The organism is Fulvivirga sp. AWR4_260 (genome assembly GCF_056158185.1).
The window spans coordinates 10,001-36,357 of record NZ_JBSWSU010000001.1; the positions used below are offsets into that span (position 1 = coordinate 10,001).

The 26,357-nt window shown below is 35.9% G+C and carries 21 protein-coding genes and 1 tRNA gene; 6 read left to right on the forward strand and 16 right to left on the reverse strand.

What is annotated here, in order from left to right:
- Nucleotides 1–279: 279 nt before the first annotated feature.
- The 4 genes from ACXACQ_RS00050 to ACXACQ_RS00065 form a co-directional block, all read right to left on the reverse strand.
- Nucleotides 280–1,563, reverse strand: a complete 1,284-nt coding sequence (locus ACXACQ_RS00050) for an adenylosuccinate synthase (RefSeq protein ID WP_474973868.1) — start codon at nucleotides 1,561–1,563, stop codon at nucleotides 280–282.
- Nucleotides 1,564–1,572: 9 nt separating this feature from the next.
- Nucleotides 1,573–1,917, reverse strand: coding sequence for an STAS domain-containing protein (locus ACXACQ_RS00055; RefSeq protein WP_474973869.1), 345 nt, complete (start codon nucleotides 1,915–1,917; stop codon nucleotides 1,573–1,575).
- Between the two features lie 3 nt (nucleotides 1,918–1,920).
- A complete protein-coding gene (locus ACXACQ_RS00060; protein ID WP_474973870.1) occupies nucleotides 1,921–2,400 on the reverse strand; it encodes a Fur family transcriptional regulator in 480 nt (159 codons plus the stop codon).
- A 67-nt stretch (nucleotides 2,401–2,467) separates the two neighbouring features.
- Nucleotides 2,468–4,681 (reverse strand): RelA/SpoT family protein, encoded by a 2,214-nt coding sequence (locus ACXACQ_RS00065; protein ID WP_474973871.1) that lies wholly within the window; start codon nucleotides 4,679–4,681, stop codon nucleotides 2,468–2,470.
- 85 nt (nucleotides 4,682–4,766) lie between these two features.
- Between ACXACQ_RS00065 and ACXACQ_RS00070 the strand changes: the two genes are divergently transcribed.
- The 4 genes from ACXACQ_RS00070 to clpX all read left to right on the forward strand — a co-directional run bounded on the left by ACXACQ_RS00070 (nucleotide 4,767) and on the right by clpX (nucleotide 8,329).
- A tRNA-Leu gene (locus ACXACQ_RS00070) sits at nucleotides 4,767–4,851 on the forward strand.
- A 95-nt stretch (nucleotides 4,852–4,946) separates the two neighbouring features.
- Nucleotides 4,947–6,281 carry a trigger factor gene (gene tig, locus ACXACQ_RS00075; protein WP_474973872.1) on the forward strand — a complete coding sequence of 445 codons (1,335 nt, stop codon included), beginning with the start codon at nucleotides 4,947–4,949 and terminating at the stop codon, nucleotides 6,279–6,281.
- Between the two features lie 136 nt (nucleotides 6,282–6,417).
- Nucleotides 6,418–7,089, forward strand: a complete 672-nt coding sequence (locus tag ACXACQ_RS00080) for a ClpP family protease (protein ID WP_474975025.1) — start codon at nucleotides 6,418–6,420, stop codon at nucleotides 7,087–7,089.
- A 4-nt stretch (nucleotides 7,090–7,093) separates the two neighbouring features.
- Nucleotides 7,094–8,329: an ATP-dependent Clp protease ATP-binding subunit ClpX gene (gene clpX / locus ACXACQ_RS00085; RefSeq protein WP_474973873.1), complete on the forward strand. Its 1,236-nt coding sequence runs from the start codon at nucleotides 7,094–7,096 to the stop codon at nucleotides 8,327–8,329.
- Between the two features lie 17 nt (nucleotides 8,330–8,346).
- On the opposite strand, the gene lpxB is transcribed toward clpX, so the two are convergent.
- Both lpxB and ACXACQ_RS00095 read right to left on the reverse strand, forming a co-directional pair.
- Nucleotides 8,347–9,456: a lipid-A-disaccharide synthase gene (gene lpxB / locus ACXACQ_RS00090; RefSeq protein WP_474973874.1), complete on the reverse strand. Its 1,110-nt coding sequence runs from the start codon at nucleotides 9,454–9,456 to the stop codon at nucleotides 8,347–8,349.
- Nucleotides 9,456–9,872 (reverse strand): 6-pyruvoyl trahydropterin synthase family protein, encoded by a 417-nt coding sequence (locus ACXACQ_RS00095; RefSeq protein ID WP_474973875.1) that lies wholly within the window; start codon nucleotides 9,870–9,872, stop codon nucleotides 9,456–9,458. Before ACXACQ_RS00095 ends, lpxB begins: the two co-directional genes overlap by 1 nt.
- 108 nt (nucleotides 9,873–9,980) lie before the next feature.
- On the opposite strand from ACXACQ_RS00095, the gene rfaD reads away from it, so the two are divergent.
- On the forward strand, nucleotides 9,981–10,937 hold the full coding sequence (gene rfaD / locus ACXACQ_RS00100) for an ADP-glyceromanno-heptose 6-epimerase (RefSeq protein ID WP_474973876.1): 957 nt from the start codon (nucleotides 9,981–9,983) through the stop codon (nucleotides 10,935–10,937).
- Nucleotides 10,938–11,031: 94 nt separating this feature from the next.
- On the opposite strand, the gene ACXACQ_RS00105 is transcribed toward rfaD, so the two are convergent.
- The 9 genes from ACXACQ_RS00105 to ACXACQ_RS00145 form a co-directional block, all read right to left on the reverse strand.
- Entirely contained in the window at nucleotides 11,032–12,252 is a 1,221-nt protein-coding gene (locus tag ACXACQ_RS00105) for a hypothetical protein (protein ID WP_474973877.1), read from the reverse strand.
- Entirely contained in the window at nucleotides 12,252–13,682 is a 1,431-nt protein-coding gene (locus ACXACQ_RS00110) for a RagB/SusD family nutrient uptake outer membrane protein (protein ID WP_474973878.1), read from the reverse strand. Before ACXACQ_RS00110 ends, ACXACQ_RS00105 begins: the two co-directional genes overlap by 1 nt.
- 12 nt (nucleotides 13,683–13,694) lie before the next feature.
- On the reverse strand, nucleotides 13,695–16,718 hold the full coding sequence (locus ACXACQ_RS00115; RefSeq protein WP_474973879.1) for a SusC/RagA family TonB-linked outer membrane protein: 3,024 nt from the start codon (nucleotides 16,716–16,718) through the stop codon (nucleotides 13,695–13,697).
- Between the two features lie 99 nt (nucleotides 16,719–16,817).
- Nucleotides 16,818–18,734 (reverse strand): OmpA family protein, encoded by a 1,917-nt coding sequence (locus ACXACQ_RS00120; RefSeq protein WP_474973880.1) that lies wholly within the window; start codon nucleotides 18,732–18,734, stop codon nucleotides 16,818–16,820.
- 85 nt (nucleotides 18,735–18,819) lie between these two features.
- Nucleotides 18,820–19,701: a bifunctional 5,10-methylenetetrahydrofolate dehydrogenase/5,10-methenyltetrahydrofolate cyclohydrolase gene (locus ACXACQ_RS00125; protein WP_474973881.1), complete on the reverse strand. Its 882-nt coding sequence runs from the start codon at nucleotides 19,699–19,701 to the stop codon at nucleotides 18,820–18,822.
- A 19-nt stretch (nucleotides 19,702–19,720) separates the two neighbouring features.
- Nucleotides 19,721–21,505: a translation elongation factor 4 gene (gene lepA / locus ACXACQ_RS00130; protein ID WP_474973882.1), complete on the reverse strand. Its 1,785-nt coding sequence runs from the start codon at nucleotides 21,503–21,505 to the stop codon at nucleotides 19,721–19,723.
- 205 nt (nucleotides 21,506–21,710) lie between these two features.
- Nucleotides 21,711–22,823 (reverse strand): aminotransferase class I/II-fold pyridoxal phosphate-dependent enzyme, encoded by a 1,113-nt coding sequence (locus tag ACXACQ_RS00135; protein WP_474973883.1) that lies wholly within the window; start codon nucleotides 22,821–22,823, stop codon nucleotides 21,711–21,713.
- A 136-nt stretch (nucleotides 22,824–22,959) separates the two neighbouring features.
- Nucleotides 22,960–23,724, reverse strand: coding sequence for an SDR family oxidoreductase (locus tag ACXACQ_RS00140; protein ID WP_474973884.1), 765 nt, complete (start codon nucleotides 23,722–23,724; stop codon nucleotides 22,960–22,962).
- A 93-nt stretch (nucleotides 23,725–23,817) separates the two neighbouring features.
- Nucleotides 23,818–24,735, reverse strand: coding sequence for a helix-turn-helix domain-containing protein (locus ACXACQ_RS00145; protein ID WP_474973885.1), 918 nt, complete (start codon nucleotides 24,733–24,735; stop codon nucleotides 23,818–23,820).
- A gap of 352 nt (nucleotides 24,736–25,087) precedes the next feature.
- Between ACXACQ_RS00145 and ACXACQ_RS00150 the strand changes: the two genes are divergently transcribed.
- Nucleotides 25,088–25,621 (forward strand): DUF4924 family protein, encoded by a 534-nt coding sequence (locus ACXACQ_RS00150; RefSeq protein ID WP_474973886.1) that lies wholly within the window; start codon nucleotides 25,088–25,090, stop codon nucleotides 25,619–25,621.
- Between the two features lie 20 nt (nucleotides 25,622–25,641).
- On the opposite strand, the gene ACXACQ_RS00155 is transcribed toward ACXACQ_RS00150, so the two are convergent.
- Nucleotides 25,642–26,349, reverse strand: a complete 708-nt coding sequence (locus tag ACXACQ_RS00155) for a class I SAM-dependent methyltransferase (protein ID WP_474973887.1) — start codon at nucleotides 26,347–26,349, stop codon at nucleotides 25,642–25,644.
- Nucleotides 26,350–26,357: the final 8 nt, after the last annotated feature.

Genomic DNA, 26,357 nt, shown 5'->3' on the forward strand with positions numbered 1-26,357 from the left:
TTTTATTTTCTTAAACCCCTCTACCCAACTCCTTTCCTAACAAATGATCGGTCTGCAAAAGTAAAAAGTTTTACAGTTTATAACCGAAAATTTCTATAAGATTTTCTTTACCTTTTTCAACATTTCAACTTCTCACTTGTTATTCTCATTAGCCTTTTGCTGAATGGGAGTGCGAAGGTAATGCTTTTTATTGTAGAAGCAACTGTTTAGAGGAAAAATATTACAAAAAAATAGAGAACCTTGTTCTAGGTTCTCTATTGCATATTTTAGTAATGACAATTAGGCTACGACTGTATTTCGAATAATAGTCTCGGTTCTATCAGGGCCTACAGAAATTATATTAATAGGAACCTCTAATTCTCCTTCTAGATAATTAACGTATTCCTTAAGTTCATTCGGCAGACTTTCAAAATCATTAATATCAGTTAAATCGGTATCCCACCCTGCTAGCTCTTTATAGATAGGTTCTATTTTTTCATCAACTATTTCGAAAGGGAAAACATCCACTGTCTCTCCATTTGATAATTTATAATGAGTACAGACTTTAATGGTTTTGAATATACTTAGGACATCTGCTTTCATCATAAATAGCTGAGTAACTCCATTTATCATAATAGCATACTTTAACGCAGGCAAGTCTAACCACCCACATCTTCGAGGTCTACCGGTGGTTGCTCCAAATTCATTGCCCTCTTTCTGCATTTGCTCTCCAGTTTCATCAAAAAGTTCGGTAGGGAAAGGGCCTCCTCCTACTCTAGTACAGTATGCCTTAAATATACCAAATACATCTCCTATTTGATTAGGAGCCACGCCCAACCCGCTACATGCGCCAGAGGTGGTAGTATTAGAACTCGTTACAAAGGGATAACTACCAAAATCAACGTCTAGCAAAGAGCCTTGAGCCCCTTCGGCAAGAACTTTGGAATTTGACTTTAACTCTTTGTTAATTTTGTATTCACTTTCTACAATTTGAAATTGCTTAAGATACTCTATTGCCTCGAAAAATTCCTTGTTAGACTCTGTTAAATCCGGACTTTCATCGTAATGCGATAGAATATTTAAATGTTGCTTGACAAGCTTTTCATACTTATCGTTAAAACTTGCAGATAAAATATCTCCAACTCTAAGGCCGGAGCGAGCTATTTTATCTTGATAAGTAGGGCCAATTCCTTTTAATGTAGAACCTATTTTCTGAACTCCTTTTGCTTTTTCATAGGCTGCATCTAACAACCTATGAGTAGGCAAAATGAGTTGAGTTTTCTTAGATATGAAAAGGTTTTCTTTTACTTGTAAGTCAAACTTATCAAGAGCTTCAACTTCCTTTCTAAAGATTAGGGGATCTAAAACCACTCCATTACCAATAATATTGGCAATATCCTTTCTAAAAATTCCTGAAGGTATTTGATGCAATACATGTTTAATTCCATCAAACTCCAACGTATGCCCTGCATTAGGGCCTCCTTGAAATCTTGCCACAACGTTATATTGAGGCGCTAAAAAATCGACAATTTTGCCTTTACCTTCGTCTCCCCACTGGAGTCCTAGTAATACATCCATTTTCATTGGTGTAAGTTATAAGCTTTTTAAGTTTGCGATAGCTTCCTGCTCACTCTCTACTGTTTTAAAGATGGCATTAAGCTTAGTTATTATTAAAAGTTTTTTAACACTTTCAGATGGCCTTAGGACAACTACTTCACCACCTTTATTTCTGAACTTAGTTAATACAGTAATTAACACTCCGATACCAGAGCTGTTGATGTACCTTAATTCAGATATATCTATAATACAAAGTTTTATCCCTTTTTGGATTTTCTCTGTTACAATTTCTATTATATCAAACCCACTATCTTCACCTATCAAATCCCCTTCTAACTTTAAGGTCAATATTTCATCCTTTACGTGATGTTCAACTTTCATAGTTTACTTTTTATCTGTTTTATCAGTATTCAATTTGGCTCTACAATCACCACAAATACCATATAAATTCAACGAGTGGTGCAAGATGTCAAAATTCAAAAGCTCTCCTACCATGGTTTGAATGTTGTGGATTCTTGGATCACAAAATTCTACTACCTTATGACATTCGGTGCAAATTAAATGGTCGTGCTGTTTGTAACCATATGACTTCTCATACTGAGCTAGGTTACGACCAAATTGATGCTTACTCACTAAATCGCACTCTACTAATAAATCTAAGGTATTGTATACGGTAGCTCGGCTTACCCTATAGTTTTTGTTTTTCATACTGATATAAAGAGACTCTACATCAAAATGTCCATCTCGAGTATAAATCTCCTCCAGTATGGCGTAACGCTCAGGGGTTTTCCTTAACCCTTTATTTTCTAAGTAAGCTGTAAAGATTTTCTTTACCTCTTCGTAAACTTTCTCGTTGAGTGCCATTTAATTAATCCCTTCTCTTTGAAGCTGCAAATATATAATATCTTTAATGAATGCGCATGCCTCTAAGTTATTCATTATAATCAAAACGAGAAACCTTAACTACTCCTTCTACTTTTTCAAGTTTTGTAATAAGTAAATCTAAATGACTAGTATCATTTACATAAAGCATAATTTCACCTTCAAAAATACCTGAATCAGTATCAATAGACATTGAGCGCATATTAACCTTTAACTCATCAGAAATAATAGAAGTAACATCATTGATAAGCCCCACTCTATCAGTACCTATAATCTTTAACCCAGAAAGGAAAGATGCTGCATGAAGTGAGGCCCACTTGGCCTTTACTACTCTATGCCCATGATTAGCGAGCAACTCTGGGGCATTAGGACAGGTTGTACGGTGAATTTTAATTCCTTCATTGACCGTTACAAAACCAAATACATTATCACCTGGAATAGGATTACAACATTTGGCTAACTTATAGTCAACAACGTCCATATCCTCTCCTATTAGTAAGGCATCATCTTGTTTTACTTTAACTATTTCTTTTTCAAATGCTTTGGCATCAGAAACCTTAGTAGCATTTTGTCCTTTTATATGAGTAGCGGGCTTAAACTCTTTAAATCGTTTAAAGTCTTTAGAGTCAATAGTCCCAGTTCCTACCTTGAGGTACAAGTCAAATTGAGTATTGGCATTAAAAAATGCTCTCAACCTATCGAAAAGCTCGTTAGAAGGATCTAATTTCAGTTGTTTTAGCTTTCTGTAAGTAATCTCTTTTCCCTCTTCAGCAATAGCCTTCTTCCCTTCTTTCAGTTCATCTTTAATTTTTGCTTTAGCTTTGGATGAGACTACGAACCTGAGCCAATCTTCATTGGGCTTTTGTTTGTTAGAAGTTAAAATCTCTACCTGGTCACCATTTTTTAATTCGTAGTTTATTGGTACTAATTTCTGATTAACCTTAGCGCCAATACATCTTGCCCCTACTTCGGTGTGTATTTCAAAAGCAAAATCTAAAGCCGTAGCTCCATGCGGTAAAGTTTTGAGATCTCCTTTGGGAGTAAATGCGAAAACCTCTTCGTGAAATAAATTACCCCTGAAATTATCGACAAATTCTAGTGCGTTAGTATCATTTTGTTCTAACATATCACGCACTTTACTTATCCACTGATCTAAACCTGATGCCTGCCCAGCCGAACTTTCTTTATACTTCCAATGAGCAGCATAACCTTTTTCAGCAATCTCATCCATCCTACGCGAACGAATTTGAACTTCAACCCACTGCCCATTCCTAGCCATAACAGTGGTATGCAGTGATTCATACCCATTGGCTTTGGGTGTGCTTATCCAATCTCTCAATCTATCCGGATTAGGCTTGTAGTAATCCGTAACTATAGAGTATACCAGCCAACAAATTGCTTTTTCATTTTCAGGCGCAGTGTCTACAATAATTCTAACGGCAAATAAATCATAAACTTCCTCAAAAGGAATGTTTTGCTTTTTCATTTTATTCCAGATAGAATAAACTGACTTAGGCCTTCCTTTTATGATATATTCTAGGTTATGCTCATTCAATTCCTTCTGCAGGGGGCGAGTAAAGCTTTTAATAAATCGATTTCTAACCTCTTTAGTTGCCGCAATACTTCTTATAATTTCAGTATAGGTTTCATTTTCCGTATACCTCAAATACAAGTCTTCCATTTCAGACTTAATTCCATAAAGCCCTAAGCGGTGCGCCAATGGAGCGTATAGAAAAATAGTTTCTGAGGCAATTTTATATTGTTTATGAACAGGCATACTGTCCAAGGTTCTCATATTATGTAACCTATCTGCCAGCTTCACCAATATTACCCTTACATCTTCAGAAAGCGTAAGCAACATTTTTCTAAAATTCTCTGCCTGCTGAGAACTTCCGTGCTCAAAAACGCCAGATATTTTAGTTAGCCCATCAATAATCTTGGCTATTTTCTTACCAAAATCCCTCTCTATATCCTGAATAGTCCATTCGGTATCTTCCACTACATCGTGAAGCAATGCAGAAACTATAGAAGTGGTGCCCAGCCCAATTTCATCCACACAAATTCGTGCTACAGCTATAGGATGAAATATATATGGCTCTCCCGATTTCCTTCTCATACCCTGATGAGCAGAAAGCGAAGTATTAAATGCCTTTCTTATTAATTTAGAATCACCATCCTTCAAAAAGGGCTTTGCACGCCTTAAAAGCTGCCTATACCTTCTTACAATCTCTTTATTTTCTTCCTCTACATCTATCGCAATCATAAAAATTTTTAATTTCCGTAATTTTTTTTTGAAAAACGTTGCAGTATAAAAAATATTCTCTACATTTGCACCACAAATTTACGAAGCGGATGTGGCGAAATTGGTAGACGCACTAGACTTAGGATCTAGCGCCTCCGGGCATGGGGGTTCGAGTCCCTCCATCCGCACCATGAAAAATACCCTCAGTCAGTAACTCTACAATACGGAGATTAAGATTGAGGGTTTTTATTTATTACTTATTTTATAACAGTTAAAAGTTACTGCTTTGGATATCACATTAGACAAAAAAAGCTCAACGGAAGCCTCTATTAAAGTTACATTAAAGGAGAATGATTATCAACCTAATGTAGAAGAAAAAGTAAAGGATTACGCCAAAAAAGCTAATATAAAAGGATTCAGACCTGGAAAGGTTCCTACTAGTCTGATCAAGAAGATGTATGGCAAGTCAATAGTGGTAGAAGAGATTAACAACATCCTTTCAAAATCACTTTCTGAGTATATCAAAGAGCAGAACATACAGCTAATAGGCGAACCCCTTCCTGATAGAGAGCAAGCTGAGAAAATTGATTGGGACAATCAGAAGGACTTTGAGTTTGATTATAACATAGGAATAGTTGATTCTTTCGAATATGACCTTTCTGACAAACAAAAAGTAACTTCTTACACTATAGAGTTAGATAAAAAAGGATTAGACGAGACTTTAGATAACGTTAAAAAGCAATTTGGCAACAGCGTTAACCCTGAAGTAAGTGAAGAAGGCGATTCTATTTATGGCTTATTTGAGCAAGTAGACGGAGAAGTTTCTAATGAAGGTCTTTTAGAGTGGGAAAACATTGCTAAAAAAGAGCAAAAGAAATTCAAAGGTCTAAAGAAAGACGATACCGTTGAGTTTGACATTAATAAGGTAGTTGAAGATGCACATGCCATCATGCACTTATTAAACATAGGACATGACGAGGCTCATGAAATCAAAGGTAAATTCAAACTTACTGTTAAAAACATTAACCGTACAGAGCCTGCTGAGCTTAACCAAGAATTATTTGATAAAGTTTTTGGTAAAGACACTGTAACCACAGAAGAAGACTTTACAAATAAGGTAAAAGAAACTATTGAAGAGAACTACAAAAGAGAAACCCAGTCTTTCTTAAACAGAACGCTTATGGATCACTTTGTAGACAATACAAAAATTGAAATTCCTGAAGCATTCTTAAAAAATTGGTTACTTATCAGCAATGAAGGAAAAGTAACTGAAGAAGACATTGATAGAGAATTTGATGAATATGTTAAATCTTTAAAATGGGATTTAATTAAAAATAAAATTGCTGATGATAACGAAATCAAAGTAGAAAACGAAGAAGTTATCGACAAAGCAAAATCAATGATTCTTCAGCAACTTGGAGGACCAGGAGCAGCAGAGCAGCTTAAAGATCACTTAGATGCCTTCGCTGACAACTATTTGAAAGCTGAAAATGGTCAGAATTATATGAAAGTTTACGGAGAAGTGAGAGATGACAAAATTCTTTCATTGATCAAAGAAAAAGTAACTATTAAAGATAAGAAAGTAGATGTAGATGGATTTAGAAAAGCTGTAGAAGCTTAACCAATCTTACATACTTACGTACAATACATTAAAAGCCCGACATCGGGCTTTTTTTCTTATTAATAGACATGTTTCCTAAAATCTTGTTATAATTGATGTATAACAGATTAAGAAATAACTAAGGCTTAATAAAATGATGATAAACAAAGAAGAATTCAGAAAATTTGCCGTAAAAGGACAAGGTATCAGTGGTCAGACCTTTGACGATTATGCCAATACCGTTCAAAATATGACACAATATGTTATTGAAGAACGTCCTGGTAATTTCAGAGCCATAGATGTATTTACAAGATTAATTTCTGACAGAATCATTTTCTTAGGAATGGGAATTGACGATCAGATTGCCAATATCATCACTGCTCAGCTTTTATTTTTAGAATCTAGCGATCCTAAAAAAGACATAATTATGTACATCAACAGCCCAGGTGGGTCAGTATATGCTGGATTGGGCATGTATGACACCATGCAGTATGTAAACCCTGAAGTGGCTACCATTTGTACAGGTATGGCTGCTTCAATGGGAGCTGTATTAATGTCTGCCGGAGCCAAAGGTAAAAGAGCGGCTCTTCCTCATTCTCGCATTATGATTCACCAACCTAGCGGAGGTATGCAAGGTCAATCTAGAGATATGGAAATCACCTTAAAGCAAATGCAGGAACTTCGTAAGGATCTTTATGGTATATTATCTACACACACAGGTCAATCTTACGAAAAAATAGAACAAGATTCAGACAGAGATTATTGGATGCGTGCTCAAGAAGCTCTAGAATATGGGCTAATTGATGAAGTATTAGAAAGAAAGAAATAAAATTATGGCAGAAGTAACTTGCTCATTTTGTGGGAGGAATAAAAAAGATGTAGATCTTATGATCTCAGGAATACATGCGCACATATGTGACAAATGTATTACTCAGGCCAATCAGATCTTATCTGAAGAAAAGAAAGCTAATAATAGTAGCGATAATGCTCCTAGCTTCAAATTAATCAAACCTAAGGATATGAAAGTATTCTTAGATGATTTTGTGATAGGACAAAATGAGGCTAAAAAAGTGATGTCTGTAGCTGTATATAATCACTACAAGCGATTAATGCAGAAAAAATCGGATGATGACGTCACTATAGAAAAATCAAATATTATAATGGTAGGTGAAACCGGTACCGGAAAAACCTACCTTGCCAGAACATTGGCAAAGATATTACAAGTACCTTTTTGTATTGCTGATGCCACTGTACTTACTGAGGCAGGGTATGTAGGTGAGGATGTAGAAAGTATTTTAACTCGCCTTTTACAGGCTGCAGACTACGATACGGAAGCCGCAGAGAGAGGCATTGTTTATATTGATGAACTTGATAAAATCGCTCGTAAATCTGACAATCCTTCTATAACTAGGGATGTTAGTGGAGAAGGTGTACAGCAAGCTCTTTTAAAGCTATTAGAAGGAACTACTGTAAACGTTCCTCCTCAAGGTGGCCGTAAGCACCCAGATCAAAAAATGATATCGGTAAACACCGAAAATATCCTATTCATCTGTGGTGGTGCATTTGATGGTATATCAAGAAACATTGCCAAGAGAATTAATACTAGGCCGATGGGATTTGCTTCATCAGGAGATGCGATAAAACCATTGGATGTAGAGAATGACAATCTTCTGCAATATATCACTGCTCAGGACTTAAAAAGCTTCGGGCTTATCCCTGAACTAATTGGACGTATGCCTGTCTTAACCTTCTTAAATCCATTAGATAAAGATGCATTAAGACAGATCCTTACTGAACCTAAGAATGCCTTGATTAAGCAATATAGGAAGCTATTTGAAATGGAAGATATCGAAGTAGACTTTAAAGATGGGGCTCTAGATTTTATTGTAGAAAAAGCAGTAGAATATAAATTAGGAGCCAGAGGTTTACGATCTATATGCGAGGCTATTATTAACGATGCTATGTTTGAAATGCCTTCTAACGAAGAGGCAACCAAACTCATTATTGATAGAGCATATGCAGAAGAGCAATTTAATAAATCAAAATACAGTAAGCTTAAAGTAGCTTAAAACAAAAAAAGCAGGTTTTAACCTGCTTTTTTTGTTTTCAATTCTTCTATAATAATATTCGCTGCATTGTCAGAAGCCCTACCAACATCAAGTTTCTTCCTTAATGTAGCGTACTCTTGTTTCATCTGACTGATATAGTCTTTATCAAATAATAGCTTACTCAATTCCCCCTCTACTTCATTTGAATTCATATCTTTTTGAATAAGTTCTTTTACCACTTCTTTTTCCGCTATTAGGTTAACTAAAGAAATAAAAGGAACTTTAATCAACCTCTTTGCTATTTCATATGACACATAGCTGGTTTTATATATAACTACCTGAGGCACTCCCCAAACGGCAGTCTCTAAGGTTGCGGTACCTGAAGTAACTACAGCCGCTTTAGCCTCAGAAAGCAAATCATATGTATACCCGTAAAACAATTGTACATTAGGCAATTTATCTACCCCCAAATACAACTCTGAAGGAAGGTTATCCACTGCGGCAACGGCAAATGCTTGATGAGGCATTTGCTTAGCAAGCTGCTTAATTACTGGCATTACGGTAGTAAGCTCTTGTGCCCTACTACCAGGAAGCACTGCAACATATTCATTTAAATTAGCAAGCTTGGAACTATCAGGCGAATAATCCTTTATGGCGTCTAATACGGGATTACCAACATAAGCTACCTCCCAATCATACTTTTCATAAAACACAGGCTCAAATGGCATGATAGCCATTAACTTATCTACTCTATCCTTTATCTTATAGGCTCGTTTCTGATTCCAAGCCCAAACTTTAGGCGAGATATAGTAATAAACAGGTATGCCTAAGGATTTAACATATTTAGCAATTTTAAGATTGAAGCCGGCATAATCTACTAATATAACTGCATCAGGACTAAACTCCACAATCTCCTTTTTACAGCGATTGAGGTATTTCTTAATTGTGTTTAGGTTTTTTACCACTTCAAAAAAACCCATAAAAGCAAGGTTTTTATAGTGCACTGAAATATCAACGCCAGCCTCAGACATATAATCGCCTCCAAAACCTTTAGCCTCCATGTCAGAGTCTAGTTTTGCAAGAGATTTTATTAAATTACTTGCATGTAAGTCTCCAGACCTCTCTCCTGCTATTATATAATATTTCATTAGCCGTAGTATTCTACAAAATTTCGTGGAGTTTCATATAATTTCAGTTTATGTAACTTACCACGTGTTGTAATAGTAGGTAGTTTTTCCTCTAAAATCTTCCAAAACTCTATTACCAAATTCTCAGTGCTGGCCATTTTTCCTTGCATAAAGTCAACATCTAGGTTAAGGTTCTTATGATCCACCTTTTCTATCACTTCATTTCTTATTAAACGACTAAGCTTCTTCAAATCTACCACAAATCCGGTCTCAGGATCAGGATCACCTTTAACTGTCACAATTAAATTAAAATTGTGACCATGCCAATTGGCATTAGCGCAAGGTCCAAAAACCTCAATATTTTTCTCCTCTGACCAATTAGGATTGTACAGCTTATGTGCAGCATTAAAATGCTCTTCTCTACTTAAAAAAACCATTTCCCCTTAGATATTTTAACATTGCAAATATACAAAACCCTCAAGATTTTAATCGACCTGCTTTAATATAAAGGAATCATTAGGTTACTTTGCTCAAAAAAAGAGATCATGATAGTAGTAACTGGTGCGGCTGGTTTTATAGGAAGTCAGCTTATAGATAAATTAAATTCAGAAAATTTCAAACTCATTATTGCAGTTGATGAATTTAACACTCCCTCAAAAAATAAAAATTTGGAGGGCTTAACCATACAAGAGAAAGTAGACCGCGAAGAATTTATCAACTGGCTAGATAAAAACTATGGAGAAATAGAATTCATTTTTCATATCGGAGCAAAAACAGATACTACTCTATTTGACAAAGAGCTGCTAAATAAATTAAATACTCAATACACCAAAGACCTTTGGACAAAATGTATTGAATATCAAATACCATTAGTATATGCATCATCTGCAGCAACATATGGATTAGGCGAAAATGGATTTGATGATGACGAAGATGCGATACCGAATTTACTACCGCTCAATCCTTATGGCCAATCCAAGCAAGATTTTGATGTTTGGGCCTTAGAACAAAAGAAAAAACCTTTTTTCTGGGCAGGCTTAAAATTCTTTAATGTTTATGGCCCGAATGAAAATCATAAAGGCCGTATGGCATCAGTGATATGGCATGCATTTAATCAAATTAAATCAACAGGGGGGATGAAACTGTTCAGGTCACATAACCCTGAATACAAAGATGGTGAGCAAATAAGAGATTTCATATACGTGAAAGACGTAGTAGATGTATGCTATTGGCTAATGAGACACAGAAGAGATTCTGGCATATATAACTTAGGAACAGGAAAAGCTCGTACTTTCTTAGACCTTACTAAAGCTACTTTTAAGGCTATGGGCAAAGAAGAAAATATAAGTTTTATTGATACCCCTGAAGATATAAGGGATAAATATCAATACTTTACTGAAGCCAACATGGAGAAATTAAGAAGTATAGGCTACACCAGAAGGTTTCACGAATTAGAAGATGGAGTCACCGAATATGTGCAGAAGTATTTGATGAAGCAATAAAAGAAATAGCACTGCTTAATTAAGCAGTGCTATTTAATTATTTATCACTGAATAAACTGTAATACTTATTCAGTACTAGCTATGTAAATAGAAGTTATTTTTTAGCTGGTACAATTATCTTAACTGGCACAACATTATTTTCTGATGCTATACGAATTTCATCACTATCAATAGTACTTTCAACTTCATCAATAGATAGACTCACGAAATATGTAGATTCTTCCTCCTTAGCTAACTCACTAAACAGATCTTCATCAATCATAAAAGATAACTCACCTTCGGAATTTCCTTGAATAAATCCAACTGAATTATCTAAAGTAACGTAATCATTAACTTTACTTAAATCTGATCCTCCCAAAATTATAGTTGCTACGGCAACCTTTTCTTTCAGGTCTCCTGTATAAGACATTGGCAAATTGAAGGCACCTGCTTTTTCAACTACTAGCGTATCACTTGATTGAAAAGAAAAATCCTTGTAATCATTCTCAATTTTGTAGACAACACTATTGGCTAGCGAATCGACAAAAATAACTTCCTCACTATCGGTTGTTAAACTATTTAAATTGATCTTCAAATAAACTGTAGCAGCATCATCAAAGTCATCTATAATATCAATCATTACAGATGGATTTTCACTACTCACCTCATAAGAATAAGTAGTATTGGAAAAGTCATAATCTGAACCATTTACTGCTGTAGTTGTTGCATCAACTTCAAAATTGAATGTGATGTTCGTATCTACTCCCTCCGACACCGTGCTTAAATAATTTAAAGGCAATTTTACCATACCGTTTGATTCTAATATAGTAAGAGTATCTACTTTAGAACTACTATTCGTAGCGCCTAATGAAAAGTATTTTTTATCATCTTTAACCTCAAAACTTACAGAACTTCCACTTTCTGCTTTCACGGGTATATCACCGTTGCTAGAAATTGAAAGGTCTATTTCCATATCAGGATTAATCACCTGATTTTCTGCATAAACTAATTGAATTTCTGCTCTATTAGTACCTTCTTTAATTGTTACAGTACCACTTCTATCTAAACCACCATTCTCATTCCAATTAACGTCAATATCCTGTGTTGCTAATCTACCACTAAACAACCCCACTATAATAGAAGCTGTGTCTCCTTCTGAAAACATCAAATCACCTCCATTTTCTAATGAGCCTTCACCATATACTAATCCTAATTCTGGAATCAATTGTGATGCTGGATAATCATTATCGTCATCACTACAACTAAACACTCCAAGAGCTGCCGCAGATAATATACAATATTTCAAATATTTATTCATATCAATTATATTCTTCATTATAAATTAGGATTAACATCGCGTTCAGCTTGTGGCACAGGCCATATGGCTAATTCATTTCCAGCTGCCACATCCACACCTGGCGTACCCTCTACACTTGCAGGAACTGCGGAAGCAGTTCTTAAAGGCAATCCTTTTCTTAACAAATCCATTCTTCTATGCCCTTCGAAAGCTAACTCCTTACGTCTTTCTAGTAGAATTGCACTAACTAGAGCAGGTCCGTTAGCAAAGTCAGCAGCAGTTCTCTCTACAAGTCCGGCCCTTGATCTAACTCTATTGAGTAACGAAATTGCTTCAGCATCTACACCATTTAGCTCAGCCAAAGCTTCTGCTTTATTAAGAATAATTTCAGTATAACGGATCAAGGCTGGATCACTAGTGTTATTACTTCCATCATTATATTTGGTAGTGAAAATGGCATCTTCACCACTGAATGTTTTACCTGGCGCTTTTAATTCGTATCTCTTATCTCCAGCCTCTGCTTCAAAAGCATCCATTAAGTTTTCTGAAAATGGACAATCTCCTCGCCCTCCTTCTGTACTTCCAACATAGTATTCATCCCATGCACCGGAACCTACTTCTTCATCTCCTTGATTTTCAAAATCAATGGCTATATTTTCTATTGAGAAAATAATTTCAGGACTCAAACTATTATAGAAAGAAAAATCAGGAGCCATGCTATAGCTACCAGATGCCATAACAATATTAGCATATTCGATAGCTTTACTATACTCATTTCTATATAGCTTCAACCGACTCAACAAAGCCACTGCTGCAACACTTGAAGCTCGACCTTGCTCTATCACTTCCGGTAGCAAATTCTGGGCCTCTAATAAATCATCTTCTATTAATTGGTGAATTTGATTTAATGTAGCTCTCTCATATAGAATAATTTCTCCTGTGAATGGCTCTGTCACTAATGGAACTGCCTTATTAGCTCCCGATTCAACTTGATATGGTTGAGCATAAAGATCTGCTAATAAGAAATAACAAATAGCCCTAATAAAGTGTGCCTCTCCAATCAAAGAATTTGCCTTTTCTTCTGTCAAAGTAGGATCTTCAATATTAGGAACATTAGCGATTATTGCATTTGCAGACAAAATAGCCTCATAAGTATCTTGCCACACTTCTGCTACAGTAGAATTACTTGCCGCTACAGTATATAAATTAAACTCTTGAAGTGAAGGAAAGGAACCAACAAAGTTTACGTTATCGGTACAATAATCAGATACAATTTGTGGCTGAGAACCAAAGACATGCAAATCTTGTAACAAATTATAAGTTCCGAATAAAACACCTTCTGCTGCATTGGCATCCGAAAATGCAGATTGATCTGATAGAGATTGTTCAGGAAACAATTCTAAATCTTTTTCACTACAAGCCTGAATTGCCAATAGTGCTATTATTATATATATAAATTTATATCTCATAATATTCATCAATTAAAATCCTAGTGAAACACCTACAGTAAAGGTCCTAGATTGTGGAGAAGTATAAAAAGATTCTGCTTGAGCCGAATTATTTGAAGTTCCTCCATTACTAACTTCGGGATCAGTCCCTTCATCCATTAAATCACTTGCAAATGTAAATGCATTCTGCACCATTGCGTATACTCTAGCACTAGACAAGAATCCACTTTTTTGAAGCACATTTTGAGGTAGTTTATATCCCAAAGTAATATTTTTCACTCTTATATAACTAGCATCAAATAAATGTAATGTTGATTCATTATCGAAGTTAGCTATGTATTGACTACCAAGATTCGGAGCGAAAGTCTGGTCTCCAGGTTTAGTCCAGTAATTAAGTACATCTCTCGTGTGATTAAATCCTCCACTGGCGATATTGTTAGAAAATTCATTATCTGCCAAATAAGTTTTACCACCAGAAACGAAATTCACGAAAATCCTCAGATCAAAGCCTTTATAATAAAGCTGATTAGTTAATCCTCCAGTAAGTTTAGGTAAAGCAGAGCCAGCAAATACACGATCATCCGGATTATTTGGCGAATTCGTTACCTCCCCATTTCGGTCAAGCCATTCTGGGTCCCCTGTTTCAGGATTAACACCTTTATATCTAACTAAAAACCATTCATTAATGGATTTACCTACTACCGCTCTTTGTGAACTAAATGATGATTGCGTTACAAACTTATTATCATCAAGGTCTACACTACTTCCTTCAGGAAGAGATAATACTTCATTATGCAAATAACCTAAGTTACCTGTAACAGTCCATTTTAATCCATTATTATCAATAACGTCTCCTGCAATAGTAAGATCAATACCTCTATTTACAACCTCTCCTATATTCTGTATCCTTGATGTAAAGCCAGTAGTTCTAGGCACAGGCACTGATAACAATAAGTCTGTAGTATTCTTTTGATACCAACTAGCATTAACTCTCAACCTATCTTTAAGAAATCTTGCATCTAAGCTTATATCTAATTGCGCTGTCTGCTCCCAAGTCAAATCATTGTTTGCAGCTTGTGAAGCCTCTATACCAGGGTTACCATTATAATCACTACCACCTGTGTAAAGGCCTAAAGACGCATAATTTCCTATTCTATCATTACCACTTGTACCATAGCTACTTGTTAATTTCAAGAAACTAACAGGGCCAGACTTAGGGAAGAAATCTTCATCACTAATTAACCATCCACCAGAAACTGCCCAGAAAACTCCGTAGCGATTTCCACTTCCAAATCTTGAAGAACCGTCTCTTCTAATACTTGCTTCAAAAAGGTATTTATTCTTTAAATCATAATTAACTCGTCCAAAAGTTGAAAACAATGCCCACTCAGCTCCTGTAGCAGAAGTTGTAGTTGGGGTTCCTGCAGAACCAACGTTTGGCAACTCATCTGATACGAAGCCGGTTCCTTCTACATCTATATCACTCCTTTTAGATGTTTCAAAACTAAAACCTGCTAATACAGAGAAATTATTTTCACCAAAACCAAACTTATAATTAGCTGTATTGGTATTTAACCATTTGTTATCTTGAACAATTCCTTTATAGGCATAACCTCCTGGACTAAAAAAATCTACATCTCGTGAGGTTGTTTCAGTCTGTATCATATCAATACCCCAGTCAGTCTTTAACGTCAAGTTTTGAATTGGCTCCACTTGTAAATACACATTTCCAGTAGTTCTTCTAGATACAAACTGGAACTTATTCATCTGTTGCTCATAAATAGGGTTTCCATAACCGGCATTAGTTGGATTTCCATCCTCATCTACAGGTTCAACGTATGGTAATTGTAAATAAGCAACTGTTAGAGGAGACCCTGTAGAGTTTTCTTGAAAAAATCGATCATTATCTAACCTTGAAAGCCCTAAATTAAACCCTAAACTTACCGCATCACTTGCCTGATGTGATAAATTAAAACGGCCATTCAATTTTTCAACTTCATTACCAATTTGGTATGAGTTAGCATTCATATATGTACCTCCTACATAAAAAGCTGTCTTTTCTGTACCTCCTCGTGCAGATAAACTATAAGAGTTAGTTCTACCTGTTTTAGTTACGCCATCTAACCAGTCATACCCGCCCTGATTAAAATCTTCTGGAGTTCTAGGTGTGCCATTTGCTGTAATGTAATCAGCTCTGAACTGTCTGTATTGATCTGCACTAAGTACATCTTTGAAGACTGTCGCCTCTGACCATCCTGTAAAATAATTAGCTGAGAACTTAGTTTTTTCTCCTTGGGCTCCTTTTTTAGTTGTAATCATGATTACACCATTAGCTCCTCTTGATCCATAAAGAGCAGTAGCTGATGCATCTTTCAAAACCGTCATTGACTCTATGTCATTAGGGTTAAGATCGAATATAGGGTTAAGAGCAGAACTACCTCCTGCTGTACCTGAGTAACCTGCTCCTCCTGCCGAGTTATCATTAAGAGGAACTCCATCAATTACATATAGTGGTTGCGTTCCTGAAGTAATAGACGTTACACCTCGAATCCTCACATTTTGAGCAGTACCTAAAGTACCAGATGATCCCATAACTTGAACACCACCTGCTTGCCCCTGCAAACCTTCTTGTGGGCTTAAAATTGGCGTATTTTCAATTGCTTGAGCACCTACAGTCTCAACTTGCTGTATATTTAATTTTTCAGAGCTCTCACCATAAGCCTGAATTACCACTTCACCTAACTGAGTGATATCCTGACTCATTTGTACATTAATTACTGATTGAGCACCAACAGTAACTTCTTCTGATGTCAGACCTATAAAAGAAAAAACTAAAACTTCACTTCCTTCACCCGAAAGTGTAAGCGAGTAATCTCCATTTAAATCAGTTACTGTACCTCTGGTGGTTCCTTTTAATACCACGTTAACTCCTGGCAGGGCGGACCCATCTTCAATAGATGTTACAGTACCAGTGATCGTCTGTCCTTGTGCTCTTAAACCAACCGAGACAAAGAAAAACATCATGATCAGATTAACAATATGTAATCGTTTCTTCATATGATTTTATTTAATTAAAATATATTGACCGAATCTCAAACATAATATAAAAATTCGTTTAGGAAAACACAAACGTTTTTTTTTCGGCAAAATATTACATCATTCAACTATTTTAAACTCAATTCTTCTGTTCTTCTCTCTATGTTCCTCTGTATCATTTGGATATGCAGGAGCATCTTGTCCGTACCCCTTGTAAGATAATTGTTTAGGACTGATAGAATTATTAATTAAATATTCATAAACCTCTTTGGCTCTTTTATTAGATAGGCTCAAATTATATTGTGCACTGCCTTGATTATCAGTATGTCCTCCTATTTCTATACTTGATTTTGGATTTTCTTTTAAGAAGGAAATTAATCTATCTAATTCTGTTTTAGATTTACTTTCTAATGAATAGCTATCTAGTGCAAAAAAGATATTATTTAGCACCACTCTACTTCCTTTTTCAATAGGTTTCAGGTAAATATCAATTTCAACGGGGTCTTTTGCTTCATTTTTATAATTGAATGACATACTCTCAAATAGATATCCTCTTTTATTAGTGTATAGTGCATAATCAGATCCTTTGGGCAATACCATAAGATATGCTCCACTAATAGAATCTGACGTTACCTTAGCCACACTTCTATCATTTGACAAATCAAACAATTGAATATTTGCTTTAATTGGATCCTGTGTATTTGCATCATAAACCTTACCCTTGACATAACTTGTAACAGCTTCAATTCTTAATTCCTCAGGCACGTCAAATTCATAGATTACACTTCTCTGATTTACCGTGTTATTCAATTCATGTGAATAATAGCCCTTTTCTCCATCTGCTGTAATAAATAAGCTCACTTGATCCTCACTATTATTGATGGGGTAGCCAATATTCTCCACCTGTTTCCACTCATCTGTACTTACATCTTTCTCCACACTGTAGATATCAAACCCTCCAAAACCAGTATGGCCATCAGAAGCAAAATAAAGTGTGATACCATTGGGATGAATAAATGGAGAAACTTCATCGCCCATTGTATTGATTTTGTCTCCAACATTTTCAGGGGTAGTCCACTGTTCATTATCATCAAGATAGCTAACCCAGATATCTCTATTGCCCATATCTCCCGTATGCCTGTTAGAAACAAAGTACAGGGTTCTACCATCAGCACTTAAAGAGGGTTGTGATTCCCAAGCCCTAGTATTAATCTTACTTCCCAAATTTTTGGGTTCAGACCAATTATCGCCTACCTTGTGAGTGATGTACAAATCACAACTACCATATCCCTTTCGCCCATAACAAGAAGTAAATATTAAGGTTCTACCATCAGCACTTAAGGTACAGGTCCCCTCATTATACTCTGAATTTATATTTTTAGATAATGATTGAGGTAAGCCCCACTCTCCATTAGCCGCTTTGGATGAGATAACCAAGTCTTCATCGTACTCCATAGATATACCTAACCTTCGGGTATAAATAATTGATTTCTGATCCACTGAAAGCACAGGAAAATACTGCATAGGAAAAGCGTTGACGTGGTTACTAATTGGATGAGGTGAAAAATTATCAACATCATTCATATGTGATACAGCAAAATCTGCATCATGAAGACGCTTTTTCACAACATTAATATAACGCTGATTTTTTGGTCCATGAGAAAGATATTCTTCACTATACTGCTTAGCCTTTGCATAATCTCCTGTTGATAAGTATATACCTCCCAGTTCAAACAGGACTCCTAAATTGGAATTATTAATTTGATATGACTTTTGAAAAGCATCTTTGGCGTTATCCGTCATACCTTCTGTCTTATATATTAGCCCCTTCAGAAAGTATGCCTCTGCAAATTCATCGTCCTTCTTGAGTGCTTTGTCAAGTAAATCCATTGCTTGAGCATACTGCCCTCTTACGCGATAGTTATCTGCTTGAAAATAATACTCCTCTGCTTTTTTCGATTTTGTGCTTAATCGAGACTGAGCATCTGCCAGAAAAGGAATAAAAAAAATGATTAGGTATAAAAAAAAATTTCTCATTATAGATTACAAATAATTAGCTATAAAATAAAGCTATGAATCTACAATGAGAAATACTAAAAAGAATCTTTAATTAGCCGACTACTCAGGTATTTCTATTAGTTGTGGCTTTTAAAGTATTTAATAATAATGATGCTATTGTCATTGGCCCTACACCACCCGGAACGGGAGTAATATAGCTTGATTTGGGTGCTACTTCATCAAATTCCACATCTCCCTTCAACACGTAACCACGCTCATTTTCATCAGTAGATACTCTTGTGATACCTACGTCTACTACTATTACTCCTTCTTTCACCATATCACCTTTTATTAAACCAGGCTTACCAGTAGCTACTATTAAAATATCGGCCTGTTTAGTAATAGCTGTTAAATCTTTGGTGTGAATATGACATACTGTAACTGTAGCATATTCATGATAAGACATAATGATACTCATAGGAGCCCCTACTGTACGGCTGTTACCAACCATTACACAGTGCTTACCTTTTATATCAATATCGTAACGCTTTAATAGTTCAACTATACCATAAGGCGTAGCTGGCATTAAACCAGGGTTATGTGACGTAATTCTACCATAATTTAGGTTAGTAAAACCATCCACATCTTTTTCAGGTACTATGCGCTCAGTCACCTTAGCCGAGGAAATATGGTCGGGTAAAGGTAATTGAACTATTAAACCATCTATATCTTCATCTGCGTTGATACGTTCTATTTCTGACATCAGTTTACTTTCAGTAATAGTATCAGGGAAATTAAGCAACGTATATTCAAAGCCCACCCTTTTGCAGGCTTTAATCTTATTATTCACATAAGTATGACTCGCTCCATCATCACCCACCAAAATAGCGGCTAAGTGTGGGCGCTTTTTCCCCTCACTTACTAATGATTTCACTTTTACTTCTATTTCATCTTTAATCTCATCTGCGATTTTCTTACCGTCAAGAATGATGGAATTATTAGTCATTTTTTATGTTAAATGGTTATTAATCTAATTTAAGTACAGCCATAAATGCCTCTTGCGGAATTTCAACATTACCGACCTGTCTCATTCTCTTCTTACCTTTCTTCTGCTTTTCTAAGAGTTTACGCTTACGACTAATATCTCCTCCATAACATTTGGCAAGTACGTTTTTCCTCATTGCTTTCACTGTCTCTCTAGCAATAATTTTAGTTCCTATCGATGCTTGCACTGCTATCTCAAACATTTGACGAGGTATTAACTCTTTCAGTTTTTCGCAAAGTCTCTTGCCCCACTCATAGGCCTTGTCTCTATGTACAATGGCACTTAAAGCATCAACTTTATCTCCATTAAGCATAATATCAAGCTTAATCATGTGCGATTGCCTAAAGCCAATTAACTCGTAGTCCAATGAGGCATAACCTCTAGACAATGTCTTTAGCTTATCAAAAAAGTCAAATACAATTTCAGAAAGTGGTAATTCAAAAGAAAGCTCCACCCTATCAGCAGTAAGATAAACCTGATTTTTAATAATACCCCGCTTATCCATACACAAACCTATGATACTACCCACAAACTCGGCCTTGCTAATGATTTGTGCTCTTATGAATGGTTCTTCAATATGCGATATAGTATTAGGTTCAGGCATTTCTGATGGTGCATTTATTTTCATAATGGAGCCATCGGTTCTTATAGCATGAAACTGAACTGAAGGTACAGTAGTAATTACTGTCATATCAAATTCACGCTCTAGTCTCTCTTGTACAATCTCCATATGGAGCATTCCCAAGAACCCACATCGAAAGCCGAAACCAAGTGCGGCAGATGTCTCTGGCTCCCACACTAATGAAGCATCATTTAACTGTAGCTTCTCCATAGAAGCCCTTAACTCTTCAAACTCACTGGTTTCTACAGGATAAATACCTGCAAAAACCATCGGCTTCACATTTTCAAAACCTTTTACAGCTTCACAAGGCTTATCTACATGAGTAATGGTGTCTCCCACTTTAACCTCTTTTGCCACCTTTATACCTGAAATAAGATAGCCTACATTCCCTGAACTAATAGCATTTTTAGGTTCTTGCTTCAGCTTTAATACACCTATTTCATCTGCTTCGTAAGTTTTGCCTGTGTTAACAAACTTTACTTTATCTCCTTTTTTAATTTCTCCATCAAAAACCCTAAAATACACCTCAATGCCTCGGAATGGGTTAAATACAGAGTCAAAGATCATAGCCTTTAAAGGCTTATCTACTTCTCCTTTTGGAGCTGGTATTCTATTTACTATCGCTTCTAAAATGTCAGCAACACCAATACCTTCTTTAGCACTTGCGTGAATTACGTCAGCAGGATCGCACCCAATTAAATTAACTATTTCATCAGTTACTTCTTCGGGCATTGCGCTAGGTAAATCTATTTTATTAAGCACCGGTATAATTTCCAAGTCATGCTCTAACGCTAAATACAGGTTAGAGATAGTTTGTGCTTCAATACCTTGAGCTGCATCTACAATTAACAATGCTCCCTCACATGCTGCAATAGACCTCGAAACTTCATAAGAAAAGTCAACGTGTCCAGGAGTATCAATAAGATTCAGGGTATACTTTTCATCGTTATAAAAGTAATCCATTTGAATAGCATGACTCTTAATAGTGATACCTCTCTCTCTCTCAAGATCCATATCATCCAACAGTTGAGCTTGCATATCTCTATCACTCACCGTTCCTGTAGACTGTAAAAGCCTGTCGGCCAAGGTACTTTTACCATGGTCAATGTGGGCTATGATACAAAAATTCCTTATGTGCTTCATTAATATCTTTCTCCTATTATTCTATCTGGTAGAATTTAAAAGTGCAAAATTAGATAATTATAGATACTTAACTAATAGTAATCAGTAATTCACTATAAATCTTGCAAATAAACCTTCTCCCCTATTTTATTAAACCACGAAATATATAAAATAACTCCTGTGTAGCAAAACATAATTTAACAGAGTGTTACAAACCACTCGCTGTTTATTTTATATTCTTTTCTACTTCATGCAATACACTTAATACCTGAGCAAAGTTTTCTCTACCAAAACCTACTCTTATGTATTTACCTTCATACTCAAACATTTCGGCAGGAACGGTCATAATACCCGTATTCTCTACCAATTGGTCACTAAACTGAAGCGAGGTGTTAGGTATATTTAACTGAACAAATGAAGTGGAACCTGCTTTGGGTGCTACAAAGCCTGAAAACAAATTACTTGTTTGCACATAGTCTTTAAATAAAGATATGTTGTGCTTTATTTTATTAATATTCGGCAGTAAATACTTATCCATTGTATTTAATGCCATTAATGAAAGTATTTCACTTGGAGCACTATTGCAAATACTGAGATAATCTTTAAAAGCAACAATATTATGCAATAGTTCTTTGTCTTCTGAAACAAGCCATCCCGTCCTCAGCCCTGCCAAACCAAATGTTTTTGATGTTCCCCATAAACTTATGCCCTTATTATAAAGGTTGGCCACGGGCGGCAATTCTGGCATATCACTAACACAAAGCTTATGATACATTTCATCAGAAAACAAGTATGCATTATTTTTCTCGGCAATTCTCACTATCTCATCTAACTGCTGACGAGTGACATAACTACCTGTAGGGTTATGAGGAAAATTAATAATTATGAGCTTTGTCTTTTCAGTTACCAACTCATTGAGCTGGCTAACATCAAACTCCCACGTAGTTTTATCGGGCTCCCAATAAGAGACTTTACACTTTAGTGAATTTAATATTTCATATAAAGATTGATAAGCCGGAGCCACAGTTACCACATGATCTCCCTCCTCTAGCAAGGCATTCATGGTAATATAATTGAGCTCACCTGGCGATGCCACCACCACATTATTTATATCTGCCGTTTTATAATGCTTTATTATAGCCTCCCTCAACAATGGATTGCCTTCACTTTCAGTATACCCCAGCTTTAAGTCATTCCATAACTTCACGTCTTCTTCTTTGGCATTTTCCAGCACATATGACATAGGATAACCATCACAATCAGAGCTAGACAAAAGATACTTAGCCGTAAATTCATGCTTAGCAAAATAGCGCTCTAATTTAAAATCATTGATTCTCATATTGGGTCAGGCTTAATATTACACTTGATTAATTTAGCAATTATACACCTCAGCAACGAAAACTCTTTACACAAAGCAAAAAAGCAAGGCCTTGGCCTTGCTTTACTAAATTTCGCAATTTATATGTAGATCAATTTTAAAGATTCATTCCACCGGAAACCTCGATCCTCTGAGCGTTAATCCAACGTGCATCTTCAGTACATAGAAATGCCACTACGCCACCAATATCTTCAGGAAGCCCAGCTCTACCTAAAGCCGTTACTCCCTTCACATAATCGTTGTACTGCTTAATGTCTCTCACAGCACCTCCTCCGAAGTCAGTTTCTATGGCTCCTGGCGCAACCGTATTAGCAGTAATTCCTCTTTCACCAAGTTCTTTGGCCAAGTAACGAGTAAACACCTCAATACCTCCTTTCATTATAGCATACGCAGAGTAACCGGGACCACTAAAACGCGCCAACCCTGATGAAATGTTAATGATGCGTCCGCCATCTTTAAGGTTACCAATGGCCTTTTGTGTTAAGAAGTAAACTCCTTTCAAATGGATATTAAGAAGTGAATCGAACTGGGACTCAGTCACATCAGTAATTTTAGCATTTATACCGATACCCGCATTGTTCACTATAACATCAAACTTATCTGCATCAAACTTATCCTTTAAGGTTTTAAGGAAAGATTCATAGAAATGAGATAGCTCATCTACCTTTTCCATATTTAACTGTAATGCTGCAGCTTTCACTCCTAAACCTTCTAACTCTTTTACTACTTCCTCTGCTTTTTCAGAGTTACTGTTATATGTGATTATTACATTGATTCCTCTCTTCGCAATATTAAGAGCCATATCTCTTCCTAATCCACGACTTCCGCCTGTCACTAAAGCTATTTTACTGTCTGTTCCCATTCTTAAAATTGTTTATTTGTTTACGATTACAAAGATCAACAGATAAGTAGCCCTTTCGTTTGCAAGCTTCAATCACTTATTTACAAAAATCAATCATTCACGAAAAGCCAGTGGTGCTGCATTTACTCGTTTCTTAAAGAAATTACTAAAATGCGCCACTTCGTCAAAGCCTAGAGCAAAAGCAATTTCACTCACGCTCCAATCTGTTTGCTTCAACAAAATCTTTGCCTCCCTTATAATTCTAGCATTGATAAGTGTTGAAGTTGTATTCCCCATATTCTGCTTCAGCACCTTATTAAGGTGATTAACATGCACTGAAAGTCTTTCTGCGTACTCATTGGGCGTACGCAGTGCTAGCCTTTGATTAACCGTTTCTATCGGAAACTGTCTTTCCAGCAACTCTACAAACAAAGCGGATATTCTGCTTGATGCATTTTGTGAGGCCCTTAGCTCTGATGCCGGTTGCAACTTCTGACCAAAGTGAACCAGCTCCATAGCATAATTTCTCAACAGATCATATTTAAAAGCATAATCAGTATTAATATCTCTATGCATTTTTTTAAAAACTCCCTCTATTTCATCCGCCTCTTCGTCACTGATTTCAAAAATTGGATATCCGCCTGCCTTAAAGATTGGCAGTTCGTCAATGGGCAACGCACCATTCTTCTTAGTAAAGAAATCATGTGTAAAAACACAAAAATTATAAGACTGCTCAGTACCAATTGGCCTCCAATAATAAGGCACCTTGGGCGAGGCAAAAAGCAATCCATTTTTCTTAATTTCTATGATCCTATCAGCATACTCAGCTCTATTCTGACCTCTTATTAAGCTAATTTTATAATAAAGCCTTCTATCATATGGCATTTGCGCTTGCTTTGCTGCTTTATCAAGTTTAAAAACATTGAAATGACCTATTTCTTTACTGATCCCATCTGGAATTAGTAAATCCAATTCCACTTTTAGGTCATTAGCCAAATCCTTATAAAAATCTTCTATCGACTTTAACTCCATAACTCCACCTTTTGCAAAAATCAAATATACACAATACTATACACACACGTAAAAGTAAATTTTCACCTCATCATACACTAACTACTCTCGCTTCAAATTGAAGCAATAAAATACACTGAAAATCAAATATTTATAAAATACACTATTAAATTAAACAAAGAATACCCTTACTTCTTAATCATTTTTACGTATATTAATAGAAGTAAATTTTCTTCTCATGTTTACAGAATTAATCATGTGATTGGCACCTCATCAGTGCCAACTCACATGATTTACTTTGCTTCTATTTGCAACCAGACTACTAATTATACCTCATATTCTTAACTTTGCATTCCAATAAGAATAGTTAACTATGACCATTGCAGAAAGCAAAAAAAGCAACAACATATCTGAATACATTATTCACATGTATCAGACTGAAGACCTGATAAGAGTCTATGAGTTTGACATGTCTATGATAAAAGAATATGTAATAAAACACATTCCCCTACCAGAATTATCAAAACGAGAATTAACTGAATGGTATGAAAGCATCTTAAAAAAGATGCAAGAAGAAGGCTTAGAAGAAAAAGGTCATTTACCTGAGATTCAGACTTATGTAAACCAGCTAGAAGAGCTAAAAACCGACTTACTAGCCACTGACAATGAATTTGCAAAGCTGCTTGAAAATGCCAAACCCCATATTGAAGAAGCAATAGAACTATCAGAAAGAACCATTACTAGCGAAGTTCAAATTTGCCTAAACGGCATATACGGCCTATTGCTTGCTCGTATGAATGGAAAAGAGGTCCCAAATGAACTGATGGCAGGGCTCAATGCATATGGAGATGTATTATCATACCTTAGCTATAAATACAAGCAACTCAATTACCTATCGGACAATTAAGACTAATAAAGGGTGAGCGCCTATTTTTTAGTCAAGACGGCTAAAAAATCATCTTGTTCACCCTCAAACACCACTTGAGTATTCCAACCCATTTCTTTGGCTACCATCGTCAATGTATGAGGATCAATATAAAGCCATGAGAATTTTTCACCTTTCTCATCTTTATATTCATATTGATAATCTATTTCTCCAAAATACCTATCTTCTGGTTTGCCTCCAGTGTATAAGTAAGATATATCGCTACTGTCTACCACTATTTTGCCAGTATCGGCAATGAGATTTTTAGCATATTTTAAAAACTGCTTAAACCCTTCTAAACTTCCTAACACTCCTGTACCATTCATTAGCATAAGTAAAGTATTATAAGTTTTGGCTGGAGGCAGTTCGTTGATATCTTCATTTATCACGTTTTTAACTCCTCTCCCCTTCATTACTTCACACGCCCAATGAGAGTTATCCAATGCAGTAATGTCCATACCTCTCTCTTGCAAAATCAAAGTATGCACACCTGCACCTGCACCTACATCAAGCACTTTACCATTGCATAACTGTAATGCATACAATTCTAGCTCTGAAAGATCCTCCTCCTCTCTAAAAAAAACCTCGATAGGCATATTTTCCGCATCACCATAGCTATTATGAACTAGCAATTCTCCCTCGAATTCATCGTTATAATAATCGACCAAAGCATGGCCGTAAACATCAGATGTATTATCATTTATAGACATTATGCAAA